This window comes from Achromobacter sp. (genome assembly GCF_057314935.1).
This window is the reverse complement of sequence record NZ_DBHKZA010000041.1, coordinates 32491-54138: the sequence shown is the minus strand read 5'-3', so window position 1 is coordinate 54138 and position 21648 is coordinate 32491. Positions and strand designations below refer to the sequence as shown.

22 protein-coding genes are annotated in these 21648 nt (G+C 65.7%); 5 read left to right on the top strand and 17 right to left on the bottom strand.

All coding sequences use genetic code 11. From position 1 onward, the window contains the following. Positions 1–122 precede the first annotated feature (122 nt). Together ACO6D5_RS16725 and ACO6D5_RS16720 are read right to left on the bottom strand one after the other, a co-directional pair. A complete protein-coding gene (locus tag ACO6D5_RS16725) occupies positions 123–863 on the bottom strand; it encodes an aldolase (protein WP_315526925.1) in 741 nt (246 codons plus the stop codon). Between the two features lie 45 nt (positions 864–908). Then, positions 909–1622: a haloacid dehalogenase type II gene (locus tag ACO6D5_RS16720; protein WP_485825982.1), complete on the bottom strand. Its 714-nt coding sequence runs from the start codon at positions 1620–1622 to the stop codon at positions 909–911. A 177-nt stretch (positions 1623–1799) separates the two neighbouring features. Between ACO6D5_RS16720 and ACO6D5_RS16715 the strand changes: the two genes are divergently transcribed. Further along, complete coding sequence (locus tag ACO6D5_RS16715) at positions 1800–2675, top strand: LysR substrate-binding domain-containing protein (protein WP_315526923.1); 876 nt, start codon at positions 1800–1802, stop codon at positions 2673–2675. Between the two features lie 71 nt (positions 2676–2746). On the opposite strand, the gene ACO6D5_RS16710 is transcribed toward ACO6D5_RS16715, so the two are convergent. From ACO6D5_RS16710 to ACO6D5_RS16695, 4 genes are all read right to left on the bottom strand, one after another. Beyond that, positions 2747–3127 carry a YchJ family protein gene (locus ACO6D5_RS16710; protein WP_315526937.1) on the bottom strand — a complete coding sequence of 127 codons (381 nt, stop codon included), beginning with the start codon at positions 3125–3127 and terminating at the stop codon, positions 2747–2749. A gap of 38 nt (positions 3128–3165) precedes the next feature. Then, positions 3166–3438, bottom strand: a complete 273-nt coding sequence (locus tag ACO6D5_RS16705) for an N-acetyltransferase (RefSeq protein WP_315526922.1) — start codon at positions 3436–3438, stop codon at positions 3166–3168. Between the two features lie 92 nt (positions 3439–3530). Beyond that, positions 3531–4238, bottom strand: a complete 708-nt coding sequence (locus tag ACO6D5_RS16700) for a hypothetical protein (protein ID WP_315526921.1) — start codon at positions 4236–4238, stop codon at positions 3531–3533. A gap of 54 nt (positions 4239–4292) precedes the next feature. Then, the gene (locus ACO6D5_RS16695) at positions 4293–5240 is read right to left on the bottom strand and encodes a 3-hydroxyacyl-CoA dehydrogenase NAD-binding domain-containing protein (RefSeq protein ID WP_485825981.1); all 948 of its coding nucleotides are present in this window, start codon (positions 5238–5240) and stop codon (positions 4293–4295) included. Between the two features lie 115 nt (positions 5241–5355). On the opposite strand from ACO6D5_RS16695, the gene ACO6D5_RS16690 reads away from it, so the two are divergent. Next, a complete protein-coding gene (locus tag ACO6D5_RS16690; protein WP_315526917.1) occupies positions 5356–5988 on the top strand; it encodes a hypothetical protein in 633 nt (210 codons plus the stop codon). A 4-nt stretch (positions 5989–5992) separates the two neighbouring features. On the opposite strand, the gene ACO6D5_RS16685 is transcribed toward ACO6D5_RS16690, so the two are convergent. Beyond that, on the bottom strand, positions 5993–7390 hold the full coding sequence (locus tag ACO6D5_RS16685) for an MFS transporter (RefSeq protein WP_485825980.1): 1398 nt from the start codon (positions 7388–7390) through the stop codon (positions 5993–5995). Between the two features lie 136 nt (positions 7391–7526). Here ACO6D5_RS16685 and ACO6D5_RS16680 point away from each other — a divergent pair, with 136 nt between their 5' ends. Continuing rightward, on the top strand, positions 7527–8396 hold the full coding sequence (locus tag ACO6D5_RS16680) for a LysR substrate-binding domain-containing protein (RefSeq protein WP_315526913.1): 870 nt from the start codon (positions 7527–7529) through the stop codon (positions 8394–8396). A 105-nt stretch (positions 8397–8501) separates the two neighbouring features. Next, positions 8502–9917 (top strand): amidase family protein, encoded by a 1416-nt coding sequence (locus ACO6D5_RS16675; protein WP_485825979.1) that lies wholly within the window; start codon positions 8502–8504, stop codon positions 9915–9917. Positions 9918–9926: 9 nt separating this feature from the next. On the opposite strand, the gene ACO6D5_RS16670 is transcribed toward ACO6D5_RS16675, so the two are convergent. The 10 genes from ACO6D5_RS16670 to ACO6D5_RS16625 form a co-directional block, all read right to left on the bottom strand. Further along, the gene (locus tag ACO6D5_RS16670) at positions 9927–10463 is read right to left on the bottom strand and encodes a GNAT family N-acetyltransferase (RefSeq protein WP_315526911.1); all 537 of its coding nucleotides are present in this window, start codon (positions 10461–10463) and stop codon (positions 9927–9929) included. Between the two features lie 26 nt (positions 10464–10489). Further along, positions 10490–11275, bottom strand: a complete 786-nt coding sequence (locus ACO6D5_RS16665) for a 2-keto-4-pentenoate hydratase (protein WP_485825978.1) — start codon at positions 11273–11275, stop codon at positions 10490–10492. A 4-nt stretch (positions 11276–11279) separates the two neighbouring features. Next, positions 11280–11660: a hypothetical protein gene (locus ACO6D5_RS16660; RefSeq protein ID WP_175216773.1), complete on the bottom strand. Its 381-nt coding sequence runs from the start codon at positions 11658–11660 to the stop codon at positions 11280–11282. 159 nt (positions 11661–11819) lie between these two features. Then, entirely contained in the window at positions 11820–13100 is a 1281-nt protein-coding gene (locus tag ACO6D5_RS16655; protein ID WP_088590844.1) for a glutamate-5-semialdehyde dehydrogenase, read from the bottom strand. A gap of 105 nt (positions 13101–13205) precedes the next feature. Further along, positions 13206–14261, bottom strand: a complete 1056-nt coding sequence (gene holA / locus ACO6D5_RS16650; RefSeq protein WP_485825977.1) for a DNA polymerase III subunit delta — start codon at positions 14259–14261, stop codon at positions 13206–13208. Positions 14262–14264: 3 nt separating this feature from the next. Beyond that, on the bottom strand, positions 14265–14927 hold the full coding sequence (locus ACO6D5_RS16645) for an LPS-assembly lipoprotein LptE (RefSeq protein ID WP_315526908.1): 663 nt from the start codon (positions 14925–14927) through the stop codon (positions 14265–14267). Between the two features lie 11 nt (positions 14928–14938). After that, complete coding sequence (gene leuS / locus ACO6D5_RS16640) at positions 14939–17596, bottom strand: leucine--tRNA ligase (protein ID WP_485825976.1); 2658 nt, start codon at positions 17594–17596, stop codon at positions 14939–14941. Positions 17597–17680: 84 nt separating this feature from the next. Then, positions 17681–18913, bottom strand: a complete 1233-nt coding sequence (locus tag ACO6D5_RS16635; protein ID WP_485825975.1) for an MFS transporter — start codon at positions 18911–18913, stop codon at positions 17681–17683. A 76-nt stretch (positions 18914–18989) separates the two neighbouring features. Further along, positions 18990–19502: a MarR family transcriptional regulator gene (locus ACO6D5_RS16630; protein ID WP_315526904.1), complete on the bottom strand. Its 513-nt coding sequence runs from the start codon at positions 19500–19502 to the stop codon at positions 18990–18992. A gap of 151 nt (positions 19503–19653) precedes the next feature. After that, entirely contained in the window at positions 19654–20112 is a 459-nt protein-coding gene (locus tag ACO6D5_RS16625) for an HU family DNA-binding protein (protein ID WP_006223514.1), read from the bottom strand. A 358-nt stretch (positions 20113–20470) separates the two neighbouring features. Between ACO6D5_RS16625 and ACO6D5_RS16620 the strand changes: the two genes are divergently transcribed. Further along, positions 20471–21625 carry a serine hydrolase gene (locus tag ACO6D5_RS16620; protein WP_315526903.1) on the top strand — a complete coding sequence of 385 codons (1155 nt, stop codon included), beginning with the start codon at positions 20471–20473 and terminating at the stop codon, positions 21623–21625. Positions 21626–21648: the final 23 nt, after the last annotated feature.

Sequence of the window (21648 nt, the reverse complement as noted above, 5' to 3'; positions counted from 1 at the left end):
AGAAACCCCCTCGCGGCTGGCGCCGCGAGGGGGTTTTGCGTTGGGGCAGGGAATGCCGGTTGAGGAATCGGCGCCGTTGGATGCCTATGAGGCATCGGCGCAGCTCAATACCGCCGTTGAAATCAGGGCAACTGGCGGCGCAAGGCGGTGAAGAACAATTCGGATTGCAGGCGCTCGCTTTGAATTTGCGCGGCGACCTTGCTGGCGATGGCGGTATCGACCGGCTTGAGCGGCCGTCCGGTAGATTGCGCGAGGACTTGAGCCGTACAGGCGCGTTCGAGGAAGAAGAGATCGTCGTAGGCGTAGTCCAGGCGTTCGCCGCAAACGACGACGCCATGGTTGCCGAGGAATACGATATCGGCGCCCTGCATGGCATGGGCGATGCGTTCGCCTTCGCTGACATCCAAGGCCAGGCCGTTGTAATGTTCGTCGATGGCCAGGCGTCCGTGGAAGCGCATGGCATTTTGCGACAAGGTCGTGTCCAGTCCGCGATCAGAGGTCAGCGTCAATGCCGTCGCGTAGGGCATGTGCGTATGCAGGACACAGGCCTTGCCGGCGATGCGGTGGATTGCCGCGTGGATGAACATGGCGGTGGGTTCGACTTCGTGGCGACCGGCCAGCTTGTTGCCGTGGGCGTCGATCAGAACGATATCGTCCGCCTGCACCTCGTTCCACATCAAGCCGCGCGGGTTGAGCAGGAAATGGTCCGGATCGCCGGGCAGTGCCACGCTGAAATGGTTGCAAACGCCTTCGCCCAGGCCGTGGGCGGCAGCGGCCCGCAGCGCTAGCGCCAGGTCTGCGCGCAGCGCAGCAACGGGTTCTGCGTGAAAAAGAGCGTCGGCGAAACGGGGTTCCTGATTCATGGCTGCCTTCAAGATATTGGAGAGGGAGGGACGCGCGTCCGACGGTCAGAGCCAGCCGGCGGCCCGGAACAGACCGGGTACGCGTTCCAAAGTGGGTACGGTAGCGTCCGGGCGGTAGTCCGGCAAGGGCTGACGGCCGGTGCCGCGGTCGATCCATACGCAGCGAAAGCCGATCTCACGGGCGGCGGCATGGTCCAGATGGGGACTGGCGCAGATATGAACCACTTCGTCCGGCGTCACGCCCAGGCTGTCGTAGGCGTGGGCGAAGATCTTGCGGGAGGGCTTGTAGGCCCCTGCCTGTTCGGCGGTGATGACGCGATCGATGTGGCCGCCCAACTGGGCCACATTGCCCGCGATGATCTGGTCATCGGTATTGGAGATGATGCACAGACGGAAGCCGGCCTGCTTCAAGGCGGCCAGCGTGTCTACGACTTCAGGGAAGGGCGGCATGGCGGAGATATTGCCTGTCAGCATTTCGGCGTCTTCTGGGCGATACGCAAGGCCCAGGTCCTGCATCGTGAGGCGGAGCGATTCCCGTGTGATGTCCGCAAAACTGCGATGCGGCGGGGTGCGTTCCAACCGGTGTTCGTGTTCGTCGTACACATGCAGGAATTGCGCCGGCGTGGGCGCGTCTTGCGCGTTGGTGCTGGCGGCCAGAATGCGGGACACCGCGGCTTGCAAGCCTTCGTCCCACTGGATCAGCGTGCCGTAGCAGTCGAAGGTGAGCCATTGGGGACGGGGAAGATGATCCAGCGGCATATCGGTTTCCTCATGAATTGGGGGAGTGGACGCGTCCAGCTTAAGTCCGCCTGGCAAAGTCGTAAAATTAATAATTGAAATCAACTCAGTCGTTAAGCCGATATCGAACCCGCTTTCCAACCGCTGTCGATAGGCGGATGAGAAGCCCGCTGTCGATAGGCGGATGACAAACCCGTTATGTTGGATCTAGAACTCCTTAGAACCCTGGTGTGCGTCGCGGATGAAGGCAGCTTCACGAGGGCGGCCAACCGGGTGCACCGTACGCAGTCAACGGTGAGCCAGCAGGTCCGCAAGTTGGAGCAGACCGTGGGCAAGACGCTGTTGCTGCGGGACCGCGCGGGCAGCGATGTCGTGGCGACGGAAGACGGCGAACTGATGCTGGCCTACGCACGCCGTCTGCTGGCGATGGCCGATGAGGCCGAGCACGTGGTGGCCGCCCCGCGTGCGGCGCGGGTGCTGCGTTTGGGCATCCCCGAAGACTTTGACGTGTCGCGGTTGACGGTGTTGCTGGCGGGGTTTGTCACGCGGCACCCCGAGGCGCGCTTGGAGACTATCAGCGGCATGAGCACGGACCTGCGCGGCAGGTTGGCTTCGGGTGATCTGGACCTGGCGCTGATCAAGCGCGAGCCCGGCGACGGCGCCTGCCTTGCGTCCTGGCCCGAGCGGCTGGTCTGGGTGGGCGACAAGCGTCACCTGGCAGGATCCGCTGCGGTGCCTCTGGTGCTGTTTCCGCACGGCTGCATCTATCGCAAGCGCATGATCTACGCGTTGGAGAGTGCGGGGCGGCCCTGGCATGTCGCGTATCACAGCCATAGCCTGGCGGGCGTTCAAGCTGCCGTGGCGGCGGGGCTGGGCGTGAGCTTGCTGCCGGCGTTCGCAAGGCTGGAGACGCATACGCTGCTAGGTGCGCAAGAGGGGTTCGCGGCAGTGCCGCCGACCGAACTGGCGATCGTTGGCAACTCGCGCGCGGCAAGCGGTATGGAGCAACAGTTGGTGGCGGCGCTGAGGCAGGCCGTCGAGACGGATATCCAGAGCCTGGCTGGCGGCGTGTAGGGCTTGCGGATGCCCGCAGTGCGCCTGAGAGGCGCGTAGGGGCAATCGCCGGCGCGGGCCGCCAATGCAAGTCAGTTCAGATCGCCGTCCACGTAATACCACTGGCCGCCTTCCCTGACGAAGCGGCTGACTTCATGCATGCGGTGCGCGCGGCCCGCCTGGCGGCTGCGTGCGACAAATTCCACCGTGGCGTGGTCGGTGTCTTGATCGCGGGCTTGCTTGATGGTCAGTCCGAGCCACTTGAGGTCGGATGGATTCGGCTCCAGCGACGCGGGGCGGGTGCTGGGATGCCAACTGGCCAGCAGGTAGGGCAGCTTGTCCAGCACAAACGCGCTGTAGCGCGAGCGCATCAGCGCTTCGGCCGTCGGGGCCTGCATGGCCAGGGGGCCTTCATGCCAGCGACCGCAACAGCGAGAATAAGCCGCCCCGCCACACGGGCAGGGCTCGGCCATGGGCGAGGATTTCTTCGTCACGATAGGCAGTTGGGCGCTTAGGCGCGCAGGTCGTTGTATTCAGGGTGGCGGCGCATGTAGACCTCCGCGTACGAGCACAAGGGGCGGACTTTCCAACCGTTGGCGCGTGCCGTGTCCAGCGCGAATCTGGTGAGTTCCGCCGCGATGCCGCGGCCGCCTACCTGACTGGGCACCCCAGTGTGGACGATGGCCATGACGTCCGCCTGCAACTGGTAGTCCAGCACGCACAGGATGCCATCGACGGTGGCGGTGAAACGGGATTGCCCGGGGTCTTGGGTGACAACGGTCATGCGGAGATTCCTTGGTCAGGACAGGATAGGAGGCCTAGCGCTCAGATTAACAGTTGCAGGCGACCGGGGGGCAGGAGCCGCCGGGCGAGGGACTACTCGTCGCGCCCGACCGTGACGAAAATGCCGTGGGATTCGTTCAATCGGGGCCCTGCCGGCAGGATCAAGATCGAGACGTCGACGGGCAGTTTGGAGACCAGCGCGTTCAGGCGTTCGCTGACGACACCCTCCAACGAATCGCGGCTTGCCTCTGCAGGGATGACAAGGCTGAGCGCGACCTTGTTCCAGGCTTCCCAGGATTCCGGCGCTTGCCGGTACGTCAACGTTGTCCATGCCGACGGGTTGATGATGCTGCCATCCGCCAGCCGGGCAGGTGCATTGCTCCAGGCGTCGAGCTTCTCGCGCGTGGCGCCGGGATAGATCCACGAGGGGGGCGTGCGAATTCCCTTGCTGGGCCGGGCGGATACATCCAGTTTGGCGGCCAGGGTCGCCAATGCCTGATCCGTGGACAGCTTGGCTTCCTGAAGCCGGACCGGATCGATCGAGATCCAAAGCTGGATGGGCTCGGGCAGATTGCTCCAGACCTGGGTGATGTATTGGTTGTCGCCAATGCCAGGGCCGATCGTGTCGGCCGCGAGTTGTTGCAGCTCGGGCTTGCCGAGCCGGGGGCTGGCCACCAGCAGGTAGAGATCCGCGCTGGGAACGGCGCCCCACACCAGAGCGGGCGGTTGGACGGCGTCTGACGGTGTGGCCTGCGCCGCACTTGCGGGCAGGCAGACGCAGACGGCCAATGCGGTCAGCAAACTGCGGCTCGCGGGCCGCAAACGGTGAATTCGGGTCAAGAGAGGATAGGTTTGTTAGTTGCGCAAGGTCTTGAGCAGCGCCGTGAGCTGGGCGTCGCGCTTTTCCACGAGGTCCGCAATGCTGCGTTGGCCGGCTTCGGCGTTGACGCCTTCGATCAGGCGCCGTTGCAGTTCGGGCGTGACCTCGGGTGCGCCCAGGTCGTCCCACCAGGTTTGCACGGGGCCCAGCAGGTGGTCCATGAAGTTCGCGAGGCCACCGGCGCCGCCGCCCAGGTTGAAGGTCATATGCGGGCCGAAGAGCGCCCAACGCAGGCCCGGGCCTTGCGAGACGGCGGCATCGATGTCCGCCACGCTGGCAACGTTTTCGGCGGCCAGGTGGATGGCTTCGCGCCACAGCGCCGCTTGCAGGCGGTTGGCGATGTGGCCGGGCACTTCCTTGTTCAGGCGGATGGGATGCTTGCCCATCGCGCGGTAGAAGGCGATGCTGCGGTCGATGGTCTCGGCCGTGGTCTGGTCTCCGCCTACCACCTCGACCAGCGGGATCAGGTGCGGCGGGTTGAACGGATGGCCGATGACGAAACGCCCGGCATGGCGGCAGCGCGATTGCAGGCGGCTCATGATGAGGCCAGAAGAACTGGACGCCACGATGACGTGAGGCGGCAGGATGGCGTCGATGCGCGCGAAGAGATCGATTTTGAAGTCTTCGCGTTCGGGGGCGTTTTCTTGCACGAAGTCCACGCCGGCCAAGGCGGCAGTCAGGTCCGGCTCGAAGCGCAACGTGTCGGGCGAGGCGCCGTCGGCCACGCGGCCCAGTTCATTCAACACCGGCCAAGCCGCCTGCACGCGGGCACGGGTCAGGGCCTCGGTGTCAGACGCCGGATCGCTGACGACGACTTCCAACCCGTGCGCCAGGAACAGCGCAGCCCAACTGGCGCCGATGGTGCCTGCGCCGACGATGGCGACGCGGCGGATGGACGGATTGGACGTGGCGGTGCTGGGCATGCGGCTCTCCGGTTTGTGGGGAATCGCCACATTGTGAAGCAAACGCGGGGCCGTTGCCACGGCACCTGTTCGACGGCAAGATGACGGATCTTTCCGAACATGCGGAGCCCGCCAAGTGGATGCCAGATCTGCCGGCCTATCGGCCGTACCGTATTTTTGCCAATGGGAATCGGCCCACCTGGCGGACGCGATCATCCGGAAGGAACTCGCGCTGGCCGATGATCCGGCATGGCCGGCATCCGGTGCCCGCGATGTCGAGGAATACGTCCGCTGGGCCAATCATGTCTGCGGCATGGCATGCCTGAAAATGGTGTTGGCGGCGCGTAGCGGGCAGATCCATCCCACCCTGGAACTGGCTCGGCGCAGCCTGGCCTTCGGCGCCTACACGGAGCGCGAGGGCGAGATCAAAGGGTTGATCTACGCGCCGTTCGTGCGCTTCGTCACGGAGACGTTCGGCCTGGATGCCCAGGTACACGTCGGGCTGGACACGGCGGCGTTGCCCGCCGTGCTGGAAGGCGCCGACTACTTCATGGCTTCGGTGCATCCCGACATTCGCCAGACAGACCGGCTTCCTCCGAGCAAAGGCGGCCATCTGGTGCTGGTGACGCGGGCGTCCGCGACATCCGTCACGTTTCACAATCCGTCCGGCGAAGTGGGCCAGCAGGCGGATGTCGAGTTGCCGTTGACCGTGTTCGACGCGTTCTTCGCCGGACGGGGCATTGCGATCCTGCCGGGCGGACAGGAATGAGCCCTCAGGCATTGCGCGCACGCCGCAGGTGCCGCCAGACCAGCGCGACGGCCACGGCATAGCTGGCGGCGATGACGACATAGGCCACGGGCAGGCTGGCGTGCCAGTCGGGCAGCAGATGCAGGATGGTGCCCATCAGCGCGACGCCTACCAGCGCGCCCGATTGGCGGTTGGCATTCAGGGCCGCCGCTGCGCTGTTGGCGTGCTGCTTGCCCGAGACTTGCATGACGACGCTGGTCATCGCCGGCACCGCGATGCCGACGCCCAGGTTGCCGAGCGCGACCATGATGGCGAACGGCCAATAGGCCATGTCCGGCGAGAACGCATAGATGCCCGCAGCGCTCATGAGGGTGGCAAGCGACACGCCGCCCAACAGCGAAGCCGATACGTTCCAGCGCGCCGAAACGCGGCCGGAAATCATGTTGCCGATGGAGAACACGGCCAGCATGGGCACCAGCTGGATGCCGGTCTGCAGGGCGTCTGTGCCGCGCGCATGCTGCAGGAACAGGCTGAGCAGGAACAACTGGCCGTAGGACGCCAGGTTGATCAGGAAACCCACGCCGTTGGCTGCGGCGAACTGCGTCGTCTTGAATAGCGCCCGGGGCAGGATGGGTTCGGCATGGCGGCGTTCGCGGCGCACCAGCAGCACGACGGCCACGGCGCACAGGGCGGCGACGCCCGCGATCCGGCCGGATGTCCAGCCATAGGCATTGCCCTGGATCAGCACGAAGCACAGGGACGACAGCGCGACCACGCCCAGCAGGTGGCTCAGAGGATTGAGCGCGCGGGGGCGGCGCGGGGCGGCCTGGATGCGGCGGCGGGCCAACCACAGTCCCACAATGCCCAACGGCAAGTTGATCAGGAAGATGCCGCGCCACCCGAACTGGTGGATCAGCACGCCACCCAGCAAGGGGCCGGCCGCGCCTGCGACTGCAACGATGGCCGACCAGGCGGCCAGCATCCGGTTGCGCACGTGCTCGTCTTCATAAGCATGGGTCAGCAGGCTCAAGGAACTGGGCATGAACAGCGCGGCGCCCACGCCTTGCAGCATGCGGGCGGCGATCAGCGAATCCGCGTTCGGCGCCAGGCCGCAAAGTAATGACGCCAGCGTGAACACGCCCAGGCCGCTCAGGTAAATGGTCTTGGCGCCGTAGCGGTCCGCCAGCGCCCCGGCCACCAGCAGCAAGGCCGCGAAGGTGAGGGTATAGCCGTCCACGATCCAGACCAGGTCAGTCAGCGGCACGGTGAATTGCAGCGCGATGCTGGGCAGCGCCACGTTGACCACGGTGACGTCCAGCATGGCCATCACGAAGCCGATGGCCAGCGTGACGAGCGGCAGCCAGCCGGTGAGGGGCTTGACGTCGACGGCTGGGACGGGGGCTTGGGGGCAGGCGGTAGTCATGATGGCGATGAGTGTTGCGGCATTCCGAGGGCTGAATGTTAGGAGCTTTCAGCGATGCAAAAAATCCGTATATATGCTTTATAGTGATGCAAAAATGCATCATCGCGGGCCTTGTGGTCCAGGTAAAAGGGACGTCATGGACTGGGACAACGCCAGGATTTTCCTGGCCATCTATCGGATAGGCACCTTGCGGGGCGCAGCGGCTTTGCTGCAGATCGACCAGGCCACGGCGGGAAGGCGCCTGGCGGCGCTGGAGTCATCCCTGGACGCGCGATTGTTCCTGCGCACGCCGGGCGGCTATGTGCCTACGGCGGCGGGCGAATTGGCGTTTGCCGCCGCCGAGCGCATGGAGCAGGCGGCCGACCAGCTGCAGCGGCAGATGCAGGGCCTGGATCACCGGTTGTCCGGCGTGGTGCGCGTGGCGGCCTCGGAAACCGTGGCCAGCTACTTCATCATGGAAGCGGTGCGCCGCGTGCATGCCCAGCACCCGGACATCCGGGTGGTGCTGTCCACGTCGATCCAGATCAGCAACCTGACGCGCCGCGAGGCGGACCTGGCCATCCGCAACGTCAAGCCCGATAACCCGGACCTGATCCAACGCCATCTGACGCGCAAGGAAGTGGGGCTGTACGCGTCGCGCAGCTATCTTGCCAAGCACGGCGAGCCGCGGCCGGGCACGGCGTTCGCCGGCCACGCGCTGGTGACCTATCAGCAGTCCGTGCTGCCGGGCTGGTCCGATACCTTCTGCGGCGAACCCACGGGCAATGGCCATGTTGCGATCGAATTGAATTCCGGGCTGATGATCATCGAGGCCGTGGCGGCCGGCCTGGGCATCGGCGAACTGCCGACGCACATGGCGCCCGACTATCCGGAACTGGTCCGCATTTGGCCCGCCCGCAACGAACCCTACGACCTGTGGCTCGTGATGCATGGCGACCTGAACCGCACGGCGCGCGTGCGCGCGGTGGCCGATGCGATCGTCGAGGTCTTCGAAACAGAAAAATAGCGGGCAGGCCGTGACGCGTCTGCGGCAAGACGTGGCTTGTGGACGGGCACGGCAGGCGCTAAGGTTTGCTTGCCCCGAAAAAATCCATCCCTTGAGGAGTGACGCGTGTCCGAAATCTGGCGTTTGTCCGCAGTTGAACTTGCCGCCCGTATCCGTAATCGCGACGTATCCGCCACGGAGGCGGCGCACAGCGCGCTGGCCCGGTTGAGCGCCGCGAACCCCGCGGTCAACGCGGTGGTCGATCACCGCCCGGAGGACGTGCTGGCGCAGGCTGCGGCCGTGGACGCCGCGTTGGCGCGAGGGGAAGACCCCGGCATCCTGGCGGGCGTCCCCGTCACGGTGAAGGTCAATGTGGACCAGGCGGGCTACGCCACCACCAATGGGGTCACCCTCCAGAAAGACCTGATTGCCGCCGTGAACAGCCCGGTGGTGGACAACCTGCGGCGGGCCGGCGCCGTCATCCTGGGCCGTACCAACACGCCGGCGTTTTCACTGCGCTGGTTCACAAGCAACATTGTGCATGGCGAAACGCGCAATCCCCGCAATCCGGCGCTGACGCCCGGCGGGTCGTCGGGCGGCGCGGCGTCGGCCGTGGCGGCCGGCATCGGGCATCTGGCGCACGGCACGGACATTGCCGGGTCCATCCGCTATCCCGCCTATGCTTGCGGCGTGCACGGGTTGCGCCCGTCGCTGGGCCGCGTGGCCGCCTACAACGCCGTCTTGCCCGAGCGTTCGATCGGCGGGCAATTGACCGCCGTATCGGGGCCCTTGGGGCGCACCATTGCCGACGTGCGCTTGGGGCTGGCCGCGCTGTCGGCCGCAGATCCGCGCGACCCCTGGTGGGTGCCGGCGCCGCTGGTGGGCCCGGAGGTGCCGCGGCGCGCGGCGCTGTGCGTGAATCCCGAGGGCATGGAAACCGAACCGGCGGTCGTCAAGGCCTTGCAGGAAGCCGCGCGCAGGCTGACCGAGGCCGGCTGGACGGTAGACACCCTGGATTCGATTCCGCCGCTGCAGGAGGCGGCCGATCTTCAGATCCGCATGTGGATGGCGGACGGCTATGACGGCATGCTGGCCGCCGCTGAAAAGGAAGGCGACCCGGGGGCGTTGGTGGCATTGCGCGGTCAGCGCGATAAGGCCGCGGGTGCCGATCTGAGCAGTTTTTCGGCCGTCTTGACGCGTCGTGCAACGTTGACGCGGCTGTGGGAGTTGTTCTTTGCGGAGTATCCGATCCTGCTGTTGCCGGTGTCGGCGGAATTGCCGTTTCCGGACAAGCTGGACTTGCAGGGCGACGCGGCCTACGCGCGGGTGTGGCGCGCTCAGATGACCCAGATCGGCGTGCCGTTCATGGGCTTGCCCGCGTTGTCGGTGGCGATGGGGCGCGCCATGAGCAGCGTGGGGCAAAGCCCGGTGGGCGTGCAGATCGTGGCGGGGCGCTACCGCGAAGACCTGTGCCTGGCTGCCGGCGAAGTGATCGAAGCAGCCGGCGAACCGGTCAGCATCGCGGAACCGGAGGCGCGCTAGTTCAGCGGTTCAGCCGCGTGCGGAGGCGGGCGTTGCTGCTTGCCACTCCGCGCGCAGCAATCCCATCATGCCCGTGTCCCAACGTGCGTCGCCGGCGCGCGTGGACGAGCGCCGCACGCCTTCCATCGTGAATCCCAACCCTTCATAGGTGCGGATGGCGGGCGTGTTGAACATGTAGACGTTCAGTTCCAGGCGCTCGATGCCGGGCGTCTGGAAGGCTTCTTCAATCATCAGCGCAACCATTGGCCGGGCCAGGCCTTGGCCGCGTTCGGCGGGGGCGATGGCGACACGGCCCAGGCGGGCGTTGCCGTCGCGCCAGTCGTACGCCAACTGCGCATGACCCACGGGCATGCCGTCACGGCACACCATCCAGCAGCGGCGGTTGGGCGGGCTGGCCTGCCCTTGCGCCAGCATGTCGGACATCTCGGCTTGCGCAAGCGGGAACGACAACTGGGAACCCCCCCATTGCACGACTTCCGGCAGGCTGGAAAACCAGCCGGCCAGGAGCGGAAAGTCCGAGGAGGCGAAGGGGCGCAGGGTCAGCATGGAACAGGGCTCCGGGGGCGGATGCGCTAGTTGTGGAACCGTAGGCGCAGCACGCCGAGATCGCCGTACGTCAGTTCGATGTCTTGATTGGCGGGCACGTCCAGGAAGCCTGCATAAGACCCTGTGATGACGTGCTGGCCCGCATGCAGGCCCAGGCCCTGCTCGCGCAGGAAATTCGCAAGCCAGTACAGGCCCGCCTTGGGATGGCCGTTCGGATGGAAACCGGCGTGCTGCTCGACCTCCTGGCCATTGATCGCCAACGTGAGGCTCATGCTGGCGGGGGCGGCATCCGGCGATACGATGCGCGGGCCCAGCACGATGCCCTGATTGAACATGTGGTCCGCCAGCAATTCAGGCAGGCTCGCGTGTTCGGGCGATGCATAGCGGCAGCCCAGGACTTCCAGCGCAAGCCGGGCGCCGCCGATTGCGGCGTCGATTTCAGCTTCGGTGTACGGGGTGTCGCGCGCCGGCAGGTCGTGGGCCAGTTCGAACGCGAATTCAGGTTCGACGCGCACGATGGCGGTGCGACTGGCGATGGGCCCGGCTTCGGCGTAGGCCGTGTTTGACGCGTAGATCGGCGCGACCACGGTTTTTTCGGGCGACGGCAGTGCGCTTTTCCATGCAGCGATACGGTCCTGCCGGGTTTCTTGCAGCAACTGCGCCGTGCGCTGCTGCACGGCGAATGCCTGGCCCAGGGACTGCGGGCGGCAGGCGGCGGGCAGGCGCGGGCCGGCCACGCCGGAATCCCGGGCGGCGATCAACGCGCGGGCGGCGTCCAGGCTGCCGGGATAGTCTTCAATTCTGATCTGCATGCGTTCATGCTCCCAGGTACAGCATGATCCACAGAACGATCATGGCGATAAGGCCCAGCCAGCAAGAGCCCCAGAAACCCACGATGGGCCACTTCAGCGCCAGCGGCGTCTTCTTCGGGTCGACATGGCCCAGCAAGTCATTGGCGTTGCCGATCAGCCAGAAGCGGGTGCCGGGGAACATCAGGCGGAAAAAGTAATCCAGCATGATCGCGGCCTGGATGGACAGCGGATATTGCTTGAACGGGCGGTGCTGCAGGTAGGGGTGCTTCAGCGTGGCGTTGATCTGTTTGCTCTTGAAGAAAAACAGCACGATGCCGCTGAGCGAGCAGGTGATGAAGCAGAGCACGAATAGGCTGAAGGCCATGGCCATGACGGGTGAATGCATGGGGGTCTCAAGAGTGCGCGGCACGCCGCGTTGGGATGATAAGAAGCCTGGAAAAATATCCTGGGCATATTGTAGAAGGCTTGGCGCAGCCCCGTGTTCAGGGCTGCGTCAGCCGTGCGCGCTGCGGAAAAGCGTTCCCGCAGCGCGCGAATGCCAGGATCAGCCGCGCGTCTGGCCTTCGCCGCTGAGCACCCACTTCAGGGTGGTCAGGCCTTCAAGGCCGACGGGGCCGCGGGCATGCAGGCGGTTCGTGGAGATGCCGATCTCGGCGCCCAGCCCGTATTCGAAACCATCGGCGAAGCAGGTGGGCAGATTCACGTAGACCGAGCTGGAATCGACTTCGCGCTGGAAGCGTTGCGCGGCCGACAGGTCTTCAGTGACGATGGCATCGGTGTGCCCGGACCCCCAGCGCGCGATGTGCTCGATGGCGTCGTCCAGCGTATCGACGATGCGCACGGCCAGGATGGGGCCCAGGTATTCCGTGCCCCAGTCTTCGTCGGTGGCCGGCGTGATGTGCGGCAACAGCGCCAGCGTGCGCGGGCAGCCGCGCAGTTCGACGCCGTGCTCGATGAAGGCCGCGGCCAGCGTGGGCAGGATGGACACGGCCGCCACGGCGTCGACCAGCAGGGTCTCCATGGCGCCGCAGATGCCGTAGCGGTAGGTCTTGGCGTTGAAGGCGATGCTGTGCGCCTTGTCCGGATCAGCTGCGGCGTCGATATAGATATGGCAGTTGCCGTCCAGGTGCTTGATGAGCGGCACGCGGGCTTCCTGCGACAGCCGGGCGATGAGGCCCTTGCCGCCACGCGGCACGATGACGTCGATATGTTCGGTCATGGTGATGAGCTTGCCTACGGCGGCGCGGTCGGCCGTGGCCACGACCTGCACGGCGTCTTGCGGCAGGCCGGCGGCGGCCAGACCCGTTTGCACGACTCGGCCCAGGGCGATGTTGGAGTGCAGCGCTTCGCTGCCGCCGCGCAGGATGGCGGCGTTGCCGGACTTCAGGCATAGCGCGGCGGCGTCGATCGTGACGTTGGGGCGCGATTCGTAAATGATGCCGATCACGCCGAGCGGCACGCGCATCTGGGCTACACGCATGCCGTTGGGGCGCACGGTGGTGGCGGTGATGCTGCCGATCGGGTCGGGCAAGGCGGCGATCTGGCGCAGCCCTTCCGCCATGTGGGCAAGGGTCTTGTCGGACAGCGTAAGGCGGTCAAGCAGCGCCGGTTCCAGGCCGTTGGCGCGGGCGGCGGCAACGTCCTTTTCATTGGCGGCTTTCAGCTCGTCGTGGCTGGCGGCCAGGGCATCGGCCATCGCCAGCAGCGCCTTGTTTTTGGCGGCGCTATTGGCGCGCATCATGGCGCGCGAGGCGCGGCGGGCGTTCTCGCCCAGGGTCAGCATGGCGTGTTCAATGGAGGACGAGGACATGGCGGCGTCGATCATGGAGTTGGGGCGGCGCAAGCGCCGTCTGAATATTTCAGTGTATATCCGGCCGGAGGGCCGGGCGTAGGGAGCGGGGGCGAGGCGAACGCGGCGGCAATGCCGCCTTCACGGTCGTCCGCCGGCGGCGGCGACCCGCAGCGCCAGCCGGGTCATTTCTTCCCAGGGATCGGACAGGCGGCCGGGCACGGACAGGCCCTTGATCAGGCGGTCGACTTCGTGGGCATGCTGCACCGCAGCCGGCCAGACGCCGGGCTGCACTCGGCCAAGGGCTTGCAGCGCCAGGCGTTCGTGGGCGCCAAAAATGCGCAGGCGGCGCATCAGGCCGTTGACGTCTTGCCCCAGCGCGCGCGCTTCCGCAACACGAGCCAGCAGGCGGATTTCCTCGCCCACGGCCCAGAGCACCAGCGGCAAGGCTTCGCCTTCGGCGCGCAGGCCGTCGATCATGCGGATGGTGCGGGAAATGTCGCCTGCCAGCATGGCGTCGCGCAGGCCGAAGACGTCGTAGCGGGCCACGTTCAGCACCGCGCGCTCAACGTCTTCCGCCGCCAACTGGCCCTCTGGGTAGAGCAGGCCCAGTTTCTGGATTTCCTGGTGGGCGGCCAGCAGGTTGCCTTCGACCTTGTCGGCCATCCATTGCAGGGTGGCGCTATCGGCCCGCTGGTTCTGCCGGGCCAGCCGCATCCCCACCCAGGCCGGCAACCGGCCGCGCTCGATATTGGGGATGTCGACCATCATGCCGCCGCGGGCAAGCGCCTGGACCCAGCGGCTTTCGCGGGTGGCCTTGTCGAGGCGGGGCAGGGCGATCAGGACCAGGGTGTCCGCATCCGGCTGCTTTTCGGCTTGTTCGGCCAGCTTGGTGAGCGTATCGGCGCCGGACTTGCCGGGCTTGCCGGTGGGGATCTTGATTTCAAGAATGCGGCGGTCGCCGAACAGCGAGACGCTCTGGGTGGCGGCGGTGACCGCGCTCCAGTCGCTGCGGGCGTCCATCACCATGGACAGCCGTTCGGAGTAGCCGGCGTTGCGCGCCGCAGCGCGCAACGCATCAACCGCTTCGGTTACCAGCAGGGGCTCGTCGCCCGATACCGTGTACATCGCGGCGAGCCGGTTGCCCGGCCGCTGCAGATGTTCGGCCAGCCGGTCCGCGTCCATAGACTGTGCCATGGGCTAGCGGAGGATGGCCGGGTCAGTGGTGGACGGTGTCTGCCACGGCGTGGGCGTGCGCTGCGGTTGCGGCGCATTCGGGTCGTACAGCGGGATTTCGCCGTTTTCGCCGCGTTCCTCGGCGTTTTCGAAGGCACGGCGCACATCCGGCGCGGTCATGCGGCGCAGCACCCGGGTGACGAGATCGCGTTGCATGGCCTTGTACAGCGTGTCGATCTGGCCTTGCTTGGCCTGCACGACCTGATCGTCATACGGCATTTCACGGAAGATCGACAGCGTGGTGTCCGGGATCAGTGCGCGTCCCTTGTTGTCGATCAGGCGGAACGTGTAGTTGATGCCCAGTTCGTATTCCTCGACACGGCCCTGCGCGTTCAGCGAGACCTCACGCAGCGTGCGCGTATCGGCGACCTGCTGGAAAATGGCCTGCGCCTCCTTGGGCGACTCCACGAGCTTCGTGTTGGGCGAAGCCGCGCGCAGCGAACGGCGCACGTCGGCGCCGAACTGGGAGTTGTCGGGGATGCCGACATACAGCGTGTCGAATGGCATCGGGGTGACTCCCCGCAATGCGAAACCGCATGCGGAGAGCAGCATGAACAGCGCCAGGCAGGCGCCGCGCAGCAGCCAGGATTGGCGGGAGGAGTGCGTTTGTTGCCCGGCGAAGTACATGCTTGACCTCATCAGCCTACGACGTTGACCAGTTTGCCCGGAACCACGATGACGCGCTTGGGCGGACGGCCTTCCAGGAAGCGGGTGACTTCTTCCTGGCTGGCGGCGAGCTTCTCGATGTCTTCCTTGGGGGCGGCGGCGGCCACGCGGATCGAGCCGCGCAACTTGCCGTTGACCTGGAGCATCAGCTCGATTTCGTCCGCGATCAGCGCCGCTTCGTCCACATGCGGCCACGGCGCATCCAGCAGGTCGCCCAGTTCCTTGGCGTAACCGAGGTCTTGCCACAGGTGCCAGGTGATGTGCGGGACGACCGGATACAGCACGCGCAACAGCACGCCAAGCGTTTCGGCGTAGGCGGCGTCGGAAGCGGCATCTTCGGCCAGCTTGGCATCGTCGATGGCGTTCAGCATCTTCATGCAGGCGGACACGACGGTGTTGTACTGGATGCGCTGGTAGTCGTAGTCGGCCTGCTTGAGCAGCGTGTAGACCTCGCGGCGCAGATCCTTGACGGCGGCCTGGGCTTGCGACCAGTCGGCGCCATTGGCCAGACCGCGCGCCACGGCGTCGCGGCGGCCGTAGCTGATCGACCAGAGGCGGCGCAGGAAGCGGTTCGAGCCTTCGACGCCGGAGTCGGACCATTCAAGGGTCTGCTCGGGCGGGCTGGCGAACATGACGAACAGGCGGGCCGTGTCGGCGCCCAGCGTATCGATCAGCGATTGCGGGTCGACGCCGTTGTTCTTGGACTTGGACATCGTGCCCACGCCGCCATACGTGATGGCGGAGCCGTCCGACTTCAGCTTGGCGCCGGTGATGGCGCCACGGTCGTCATAGACGTTTTCGACGTCTTCGGGCCAGAAATACTCGATGCCCCCCTGGGGCGTCTTGCGCGAGTAGATGTGGTTCAGCACCATGCCCTGGCACAGCAGCTTGGTGAAGGGCTCGTCGAAGTTGAGCAAGCCCATGTCGCGCATGACCTTGGTCCAGAAGCGGGCGTACAGCAGGTGCAGCACGGCGTGCTCGATGCCGCCGATGTACTGGTCCATCGGCATCCAGTAGTCATTGCGCGCATCGACCATGGCGGTGTCGTTGCCAGGCGAGGTGTAGCGCATGAAATACCAGGACGAATCCACGAACGTGTCCATCGTGTCCGTTTCGCGGCGCGCGGGCTTGCCGCAGCTGGGGCAGGCGCAGGACAGGAAGGCTTCGTTCTTGGCCAGCGGGTTGCCGCTGCCGTCGGGGATCAGGTCGTCGGGCAGGACGACGGGCAGGTCTTTCTCGGGGACCGGGACGGGACCGCAATCGGCGCAGTGGATGATCGGGATCGGGGTGCCCCAGTAGCGCTGGCGCGAAATGCCCCAGTCGCGCAGGCGCCACGTGGTCTGCTTTTCGCCCAGGCCTTGCGCGCCCAGGTCGGCGGCGATGGCGTCCACGGCGTCCTTGTAGGAGAGGCCGTCGTACTTGCCCGAGTTGATGGTGCGGCCGGACTGCTTGTCGCCGTACCATTCCTGCCACGCGTCGGTGGAGTAGTCCTTGCCGGCGACGTCCACGACCTGCACGATGGGCAGGTCGTATTTCTTGGCGAAGGCGAAATCGCGCTCGTCGTGCGAGGGCACGCCCATGACGGCGCCGTCGCCGTAGGTCATCAGCACGTAATTGCCGACCCAGACTTCGACTTCGGCGCCCGTGATGGGGTGCGTGACGGACAGGCCGGTAGGCATGCCTTCCTTTTCACGCGTGGCCATTTCGGCCTCGGTCGTGCCGCCCAGCTTGCATTGCTCGATGAACGCCGACAACTGCGGATTGTTGCGTGCCGCGTGCGTGGCCAGGGGGTGTTCCGGCGCCACGGCGCAGAACGTCACGCCCATGATGGTGTCGGCGCGGGTGGTGAAGACGTACAGCTTGCCGTCCTGGATCAACTGGCCGTCCGGGCCGGCGATCTTGTGCGGGAAGGCGAAGCGCAGGCCTTCGGACTTGCCGATCCAGTTTTCCTGCATCAGGCGGACGCGCTCGGGCCAGCCGGGCAGGTCGTTCTGGACGGCGCCCAGCAGCTCGTCGGCGTAGTCGGTGATGCGCAGGTAGTAGCCGGGGATCTCGCGCTTTTCAACCAGCGCGCCCGAACGCCAGCCGCGGCCGTCGATGACTTGTTCGTTGGCCAGCACGGTCTGGTCCACCGGGTCCCAGTTCACGACCTGGGTCTTGCGGTAGGCCACGCCCTTTTCCAGCATCTTCAGGAACAGCCACTGGTTCCACTTGTAGTACTGCGGATCGCAGGCGCACATTTCGCGCGTCCAGTCGATCGCCAGGCCCATCGACTTCATCTGCTTCTTCATATAGGCGATGTTGTCGTAGGTCCACTTGGCCGGGGGCACTTTGGACTTGATGGCGGCGTTTTCCGCCGGCATGCCGAAGGCGTCCCAGCCCATGGGCATCAGGACGTTATAGCCACGCATGCGCAACTGGCGGGCCATCATGTCGTTGATGGTGTAGTTGCGCACGTGGCCCATATGCAGCTTGCCGCTGGGGTAGGGCAGCATCGAGCAGGCGTAGAACTTCGGCTTTTCGGAGCCGTCGGCGTTCTTCGCGTGTTCGTGGACCAGATAGGCGTCGCGGGCCTGCCAGTCTTGATGGGCGGCCGCTTCGACGGTAGTGGGGAGGTAACGTTCCTGCATGGGCTCGGGCACGGTGGCAAAAAAGGGTGAGCCGCCCTGCCGCGCGGACGCGGTGGCGGTCAAAACCCCTGATTATAGGAGGTGCTAGGCGCGGGCAGGGGACGGAGCCGTTTCCGGGATGCGGGCACTGGGCGAGAACGCGCCATATGCCAGGGTAACAACGCCCAGGACGGCGCCCGCGGTGACCACGCCGGGCCAGCCAAAATGGGCGTAAAGCCAGGACGATACCAGTGAACCGGTCGCTCCGCCGATGAAGTAGCAGGTCATGTAGCCGGCGGTCAGGCGGCTGCGGGCCTCCGGGCGCAGACGGTACAGGGCGCTGCTATTGGTGACATGGACGCCCTGGATCGCCAGATCCTGGATCAGGATGCCCGCAAGCAGTGCGACTACCGAGGCCTGGCCGAAGGCCAACAGGCCCCAGGACCCCAGCAGCAGGAGCAGGCCGACGCGGGTGGCCAGGTTGCCCAGGCCGCGGTCGGCCAGGCGGCCGAACCGGTTGGCGGCATAGGCGCCGGCCGCCCCCGCCAAGCCGAACAGCCCGATAGTGGTGGTGCTGTATTCATAGGGAGGGCTGGACAGCAGGAAGGTCAGCGTCGTCCACAGCATGCTGAAGGCGGCGAACAGCAGGAAACCCAGCAGCGAGCGGGCGCGGAACAGCGGTTCTTCTATGAACATGCGCAGGATCGAGCCCAGCAGGCGCGGGTAGCTCATCGACGTGGGGCTCTGGTAGCGCGGCAGCAGGCGCCAGAGGGCGGCCGACATGGCCGTCATCAGGATGGCGGCCACCCAGTACACCGTACGCCAACTGCCCACGTCGGCCAGCGCGCCGGCGACGGTGCGGGCCAGCAGAATGCCCAGCAACAGGCCGCTCATGACGGTGCCGACCGCCTTTCCGCGTTCGTGCGGCGCCGCCAGCGTGGCGGCGAAGGGCACGAGGATCTGGGCGACGACGGACAGCATGCCGGTCAGCGCCGTGCCTACCAGCAGCACGGCGACGCTGGTGGCGAAGGAAGAAATCAGGAGGCCGCCCGCGGACAGCAGCGTCATCAGGACGATCAGGCTGCGCCGTTCGAACATGTCGCCCAGCGGCACCAGCAGCATCAGTCCCAGCGCGTAGCTAAGCTGGGCGGTGGTGACGATGGCGCCGGCCGTCGCGTTGGAGAGCGAAAACTGCTGGCCGATCGTGTGCAGCAGCGGCTGCGCGTAGTAATTGCTGGCGACGGCCAGGCCGGTGGCGACCGACATCAGCAGGATGATCGGTGCGGTCAGCGTGGGCGTCGCGGGGGGAGAAGTGTCGGCGGGTGAAGCGGAAGTCATGGATGGCAGGCGGGAGGGTGATGCGGGGCGCGCGTGGGCGACGAACAGGGGCGAAGCAGGGGAACGCGGGCAGACGTCAGGCGCCGATGCCGCCGGGCGTCTCCTGGTCGTGTTTGATCAGCAGTTTCTTCAGCAGTCCGGCCATTTGCTTGCGTTCGGCCGGCGATAGCGGGTCCAGCAGTTCGTTCAGGTCTTTCAGATAGTCCTTCAACACCAGCTTGATTACGCGCAGCCCTTCCGTGGTCAGCGACACGATGATGCCGCGCCGGTCGTCGGGGTTGGGATTGCGGACCAGCAGGCCGGCCTGTTCCAGGCGGTCCAGGCGGTTGGTCATGGCGCCGGAGGTCAGCAGCAGGGCCTCGACCAGCTTCTGCGGATTCATGGCGTGGGGCGCGCCAGTGCGGTACAGCGTGGCCAGGACGTCGAATTCGCCCTGATGCAGGTTGTAGCGGCGGAAGCTGCGGTTCACGTTGCGGGCGGCAAAGGCGTTCAAGCGGAACACCCGGGTGACGACCGTCATGGCCGCGAAATCCTGGTTGGGACATTCCGCGGTCCATTGCGAGATCACCTGGTCGACAAGGTCATTCATGGAGAATCCGAATTTGCTTTGATATGAAGTTTCTTTACATTGAGATAAATTCTAACAGCAGGACCGGACGCTACGCAATGCGCGCGGCAAAAAAGAAGGGCCCGCCTCTTTCGAGGCGGGCCCTTCCGGCTTGACCGGATACTCGCGCGAATTACTGCGCGGCGTCCTTCAGCTTCTTGAGCGGGCGAACCTTCACCTTGACCGAAGCCGGCTTGGCGGGGAACCAGCGCTCGACGCCAGTGAACGGATCCTTGCCGAAGCGCTTGGCCTTGGCCGGAACCTTCTGCACGGCAACCTTGAACAGGCCGGGCAGCGTGAATTCGCCAGCGCCCTTCTTGTCCACGGAACCCAGCACCGAGGTTTCCAGGCTGGCCAGGACGGCCTTGACGGCCTTGGCTTCAACGCCGGATTGCTCAACGATGTAAGCAACCAGTTGGGTCTTGTTCAGGGCAGCCTTGATGGCCTTGGGTGCAGCAGCGACCTTCTTGGCGGCGACGGCCTTCTTTGCTGCGGGCTTCACAGCGGGTTTGGCGGCGGTTGCCTTCTTTGCGGGCGCCTTGACGGCGGGCTTGGTGACTTTCTTGGCAGGAGCTTTTGCTTTCGTGGCCATGGTCAAAATCCGTAGTTGAGGACATGGAGCAGCGCGGGCCGGTTATCGGCTTTTAACGCTACGCGCCCGATGATAGCGGAAGACTTGAAGTTCTTGCGGCTTTCTAGCGGGTTTTAAGCCACTGTTTGTTGTTTTCGACGCAGAAAGTGCTTGCTGCAAGGGCTTCTGCAATACGTCGTGACATTCGAGGCCTATTTTTGCGGAACATCGCAGCACTGAACCATTGGCGCCGAGCGTGTTCCAATTGCGTGCGGCGCGCGGGGATATTGTTGAACGCCGGCTTGCTGGCCAGGCCGATTGGCGTTCGTTCCCGCGCGGGAACAACCCAAGCATGGATTGAAGCTCTTATATGTTGTTGATGAAAAAGTTTGCAGCGGGCCTGCTCGTTGCGGCAGCGTGCGTGTCCGGCGCGATGGCGCAATCGATGCCGCAGCCGGTGCTGTCGGCCAAAGCCTGGCTGCTGCTGGACGAGACCAGCGGCCAGGTGATCGCGTCGCATGCCGCCACCACGCGGATCGAACCCGCGTCGCTGACCAAGATCATGACCGCCTACGTCGTGTTCGAGGCGCTGAATAAAAAGGAAGTGACACCCGGCCAGCTGGTCGTGATCTCGACGCGCGCCTGGAAGGTGCCCGCGGGCAGCTCCAAGATGTTCCTGGAGCCGGGCTCCAAAGTGCCGGTGGATGAGCTGCTGCGCGGCCTGATGATCCAATCGGGCAATGACGCGGCGATTGCGCTGGCCGAAGCGGTGTCGGGCAGCGTCGAAGCCTTTGTGGCGCGGATGAACGACACCGCCGCAAGGCTAGGGTTGCACGCGACGCATTTCGCCAGCCCCCACGGCCTGCCGGATCCGGGCACCTACTCCACGGCCAGCGACCTGTCCATCCTGGCCACGCGCTTCATCCGCGACTACCCCCAGCTGTACAAGACCTACGATTCCGCCAAGCAGTTCACGTTCAACAAGATCACCCAGCCGAACCGCAACCGGCTGCTGTGGCTGGACCCCAGCGTGGATGGCCTGAAGACGGGCCATACGGAATCCGCCGGCTATTGCATCGTGGCGACGGCGCGCCGGCCCAACGGCGCCGACCAACGCCGCCTGATCACGGTGGTGGTGGGCACGGCATCGGACAAACTGCGCACCCAGGAAAGCCGCGAGTTGCTGGAATGGGGGTTTCAGGGATTCAATACCATCAAGCTGTACGCGCGCGGCCAGGCCGTGGCCACGCCTGAAGTCTGGAAAGGCGAAAGCGACAGCCTGAAGGCCGGCTTTTCGCGGGACGCCTACGTGACCGTGCCCGCGGGCGCCAAGGTAGAACCCGTGTGGACGCCGCAAGAGCCGTTGGTGGCGCCCATTGCGGCACAGGACACCGTGGGGGCGCTGCGGGTGCTGGTGGACGGCAAGCCGTCCATGCAGTTCCCGGTGGTGGCGCTGGAGCCGGTGGCGGAGGCGGGTTTCGCTGGACGGGCGTGGGATTCCGTCCGGTTGTGGTGGCGCGGCCATTCGAGTTGAACCGGGCAGGCGCGTCGGGTGAC

Coding starts and splice junctions, on each gene's coding strand:
- leuS (WP_485825976.1), bottom strand. CDS start 17,596: ATGCAGGAACGTTACCTCCCCACTACCGTCGAAGCGGCCGCCCATCAA.
- ACO6D5_RS16645 (WP_315526908.1), bottom strand. CDS start 14,927: ATGTACTTCGCCGGGCAACAAACGCACTCCTCCCGCCAATCCTGGCTG.
- holA (WP_485825977.1), bottom strand. CDS start 14,261: ATGGCACAGTCTATGGACGCGGACCGGCTGGCCGAACATCTGCAGCGG.
- ACO6D5_RS16670 (WP_315526911.1), bottom strand. CDS start 10,463: ATGCTGACCCTGCGCCCCTTCGCCTCCTCGGACTTTCCGCTCCTGGCC.
- ACO6D5_RS16695 (WP_485825981.1), bottom strand. CDS start 5,240: ATGCCCAGCACCGCCACGTCCAATCCGTCCATCCGCCGCGTCGCCATC.
- ACO6D5_RS16630 (WP_315526904.1), bottom strand. CDS start 19,502: ATGAATGACCTTGTCGACCAGGTGATCTCGCAATGGACCGCGGAATGT.
- ACO6D5_RS16680 (WP_315526913.1), top strand. CDS start 7,527: ATGGACTGGGACAACGCCAGGATTTTCCTGGCCATCTATCGGATAGGC.
- ACO6D5_RS16715 (WP_315526923.1), top strand. CDS start 1,800: ATGTTGGATCTAGAACTCCTTAGAACCCTGGTGTGCGTCGCGGATGAA.
- ACO6D5_RS16620 (WP_315526903.1), top strand. CDS start 20,471: ATGAAAAAGTTTGCAGCGGGCCTGCTCGTTGCGGCAGCGTGCGTGTCC.
- ACO6D5_RS16660 (WP_175216773.1), bottom strand. CDS start 11,660: ATGCATTCACCCGTCATGGCCATGGCCTTCAGCCTATTCGTGCTCTGC.
- ACO6D5_RS16635 (WP_485825975.1), bottom strand. CDS start 18,913: ATGACTTCCGCTTCACCCGCCGACACTTCTCCCCCCGCGACGCCCACG.
- ACO6D5_RS16655 (WP_088590844.1), bottom strand. CDS start 13,100: ATGATCGACGCCGCCATGTCCTCGTCCTCCATTGAACACGCCATGCTG.
- ACO6D5_RS16625 (WP_006223514.1), bottom strand. CDS start 20,112: ATGGCCACGAAAGCAAAAGCTCCTGCCAAGAAAGTCACCAAGCCCGCC.
- ACO6D5_RS16685 (WP_485825980.1), bottom strand. CDS start 7,390: ATGACTACCGCCTGCCCCCAAGCCCCCGTCCCAGCCGTCGACGTCAAG.
- ACO6D5_RS16705 (WP_315526922.1), bottom strand. CDS start 3,438: ATGACCGTTGTCACCCAAGACCCCGGGCAATCCCGTTTCACCGCCACC.
- ACO6D5_RS16710 (WP_315526937.1), bottom strand. CDS start 3,127: ATGGCCGAGCCCTGCCCGTGTGGCGGGGCGGCTTATTCTCGCTGTTGC.
- ACO6D5_RS16725 (WP_315526925.1), bottom strand. CDS start 863: ATGAATCAGGAACCCCGTTTCGCCGACGCTCTTTTTCACGCAGAACCC.
- ACO6D5_RS16665 (WP_485825978.1), bottom strand. CDS start 11,275: ATGCAGATCAGAATTGAAGACTATCCCGGCAGCCTGGACGCCGCCCGC.
- ACO6D5_RS16720 (WP_485825982.1), bottom strand. CDS start 1,622: ATGCCGCTGGATCATCTTCCCCGTCCCCAATGGCTCACCTTCGACTGC.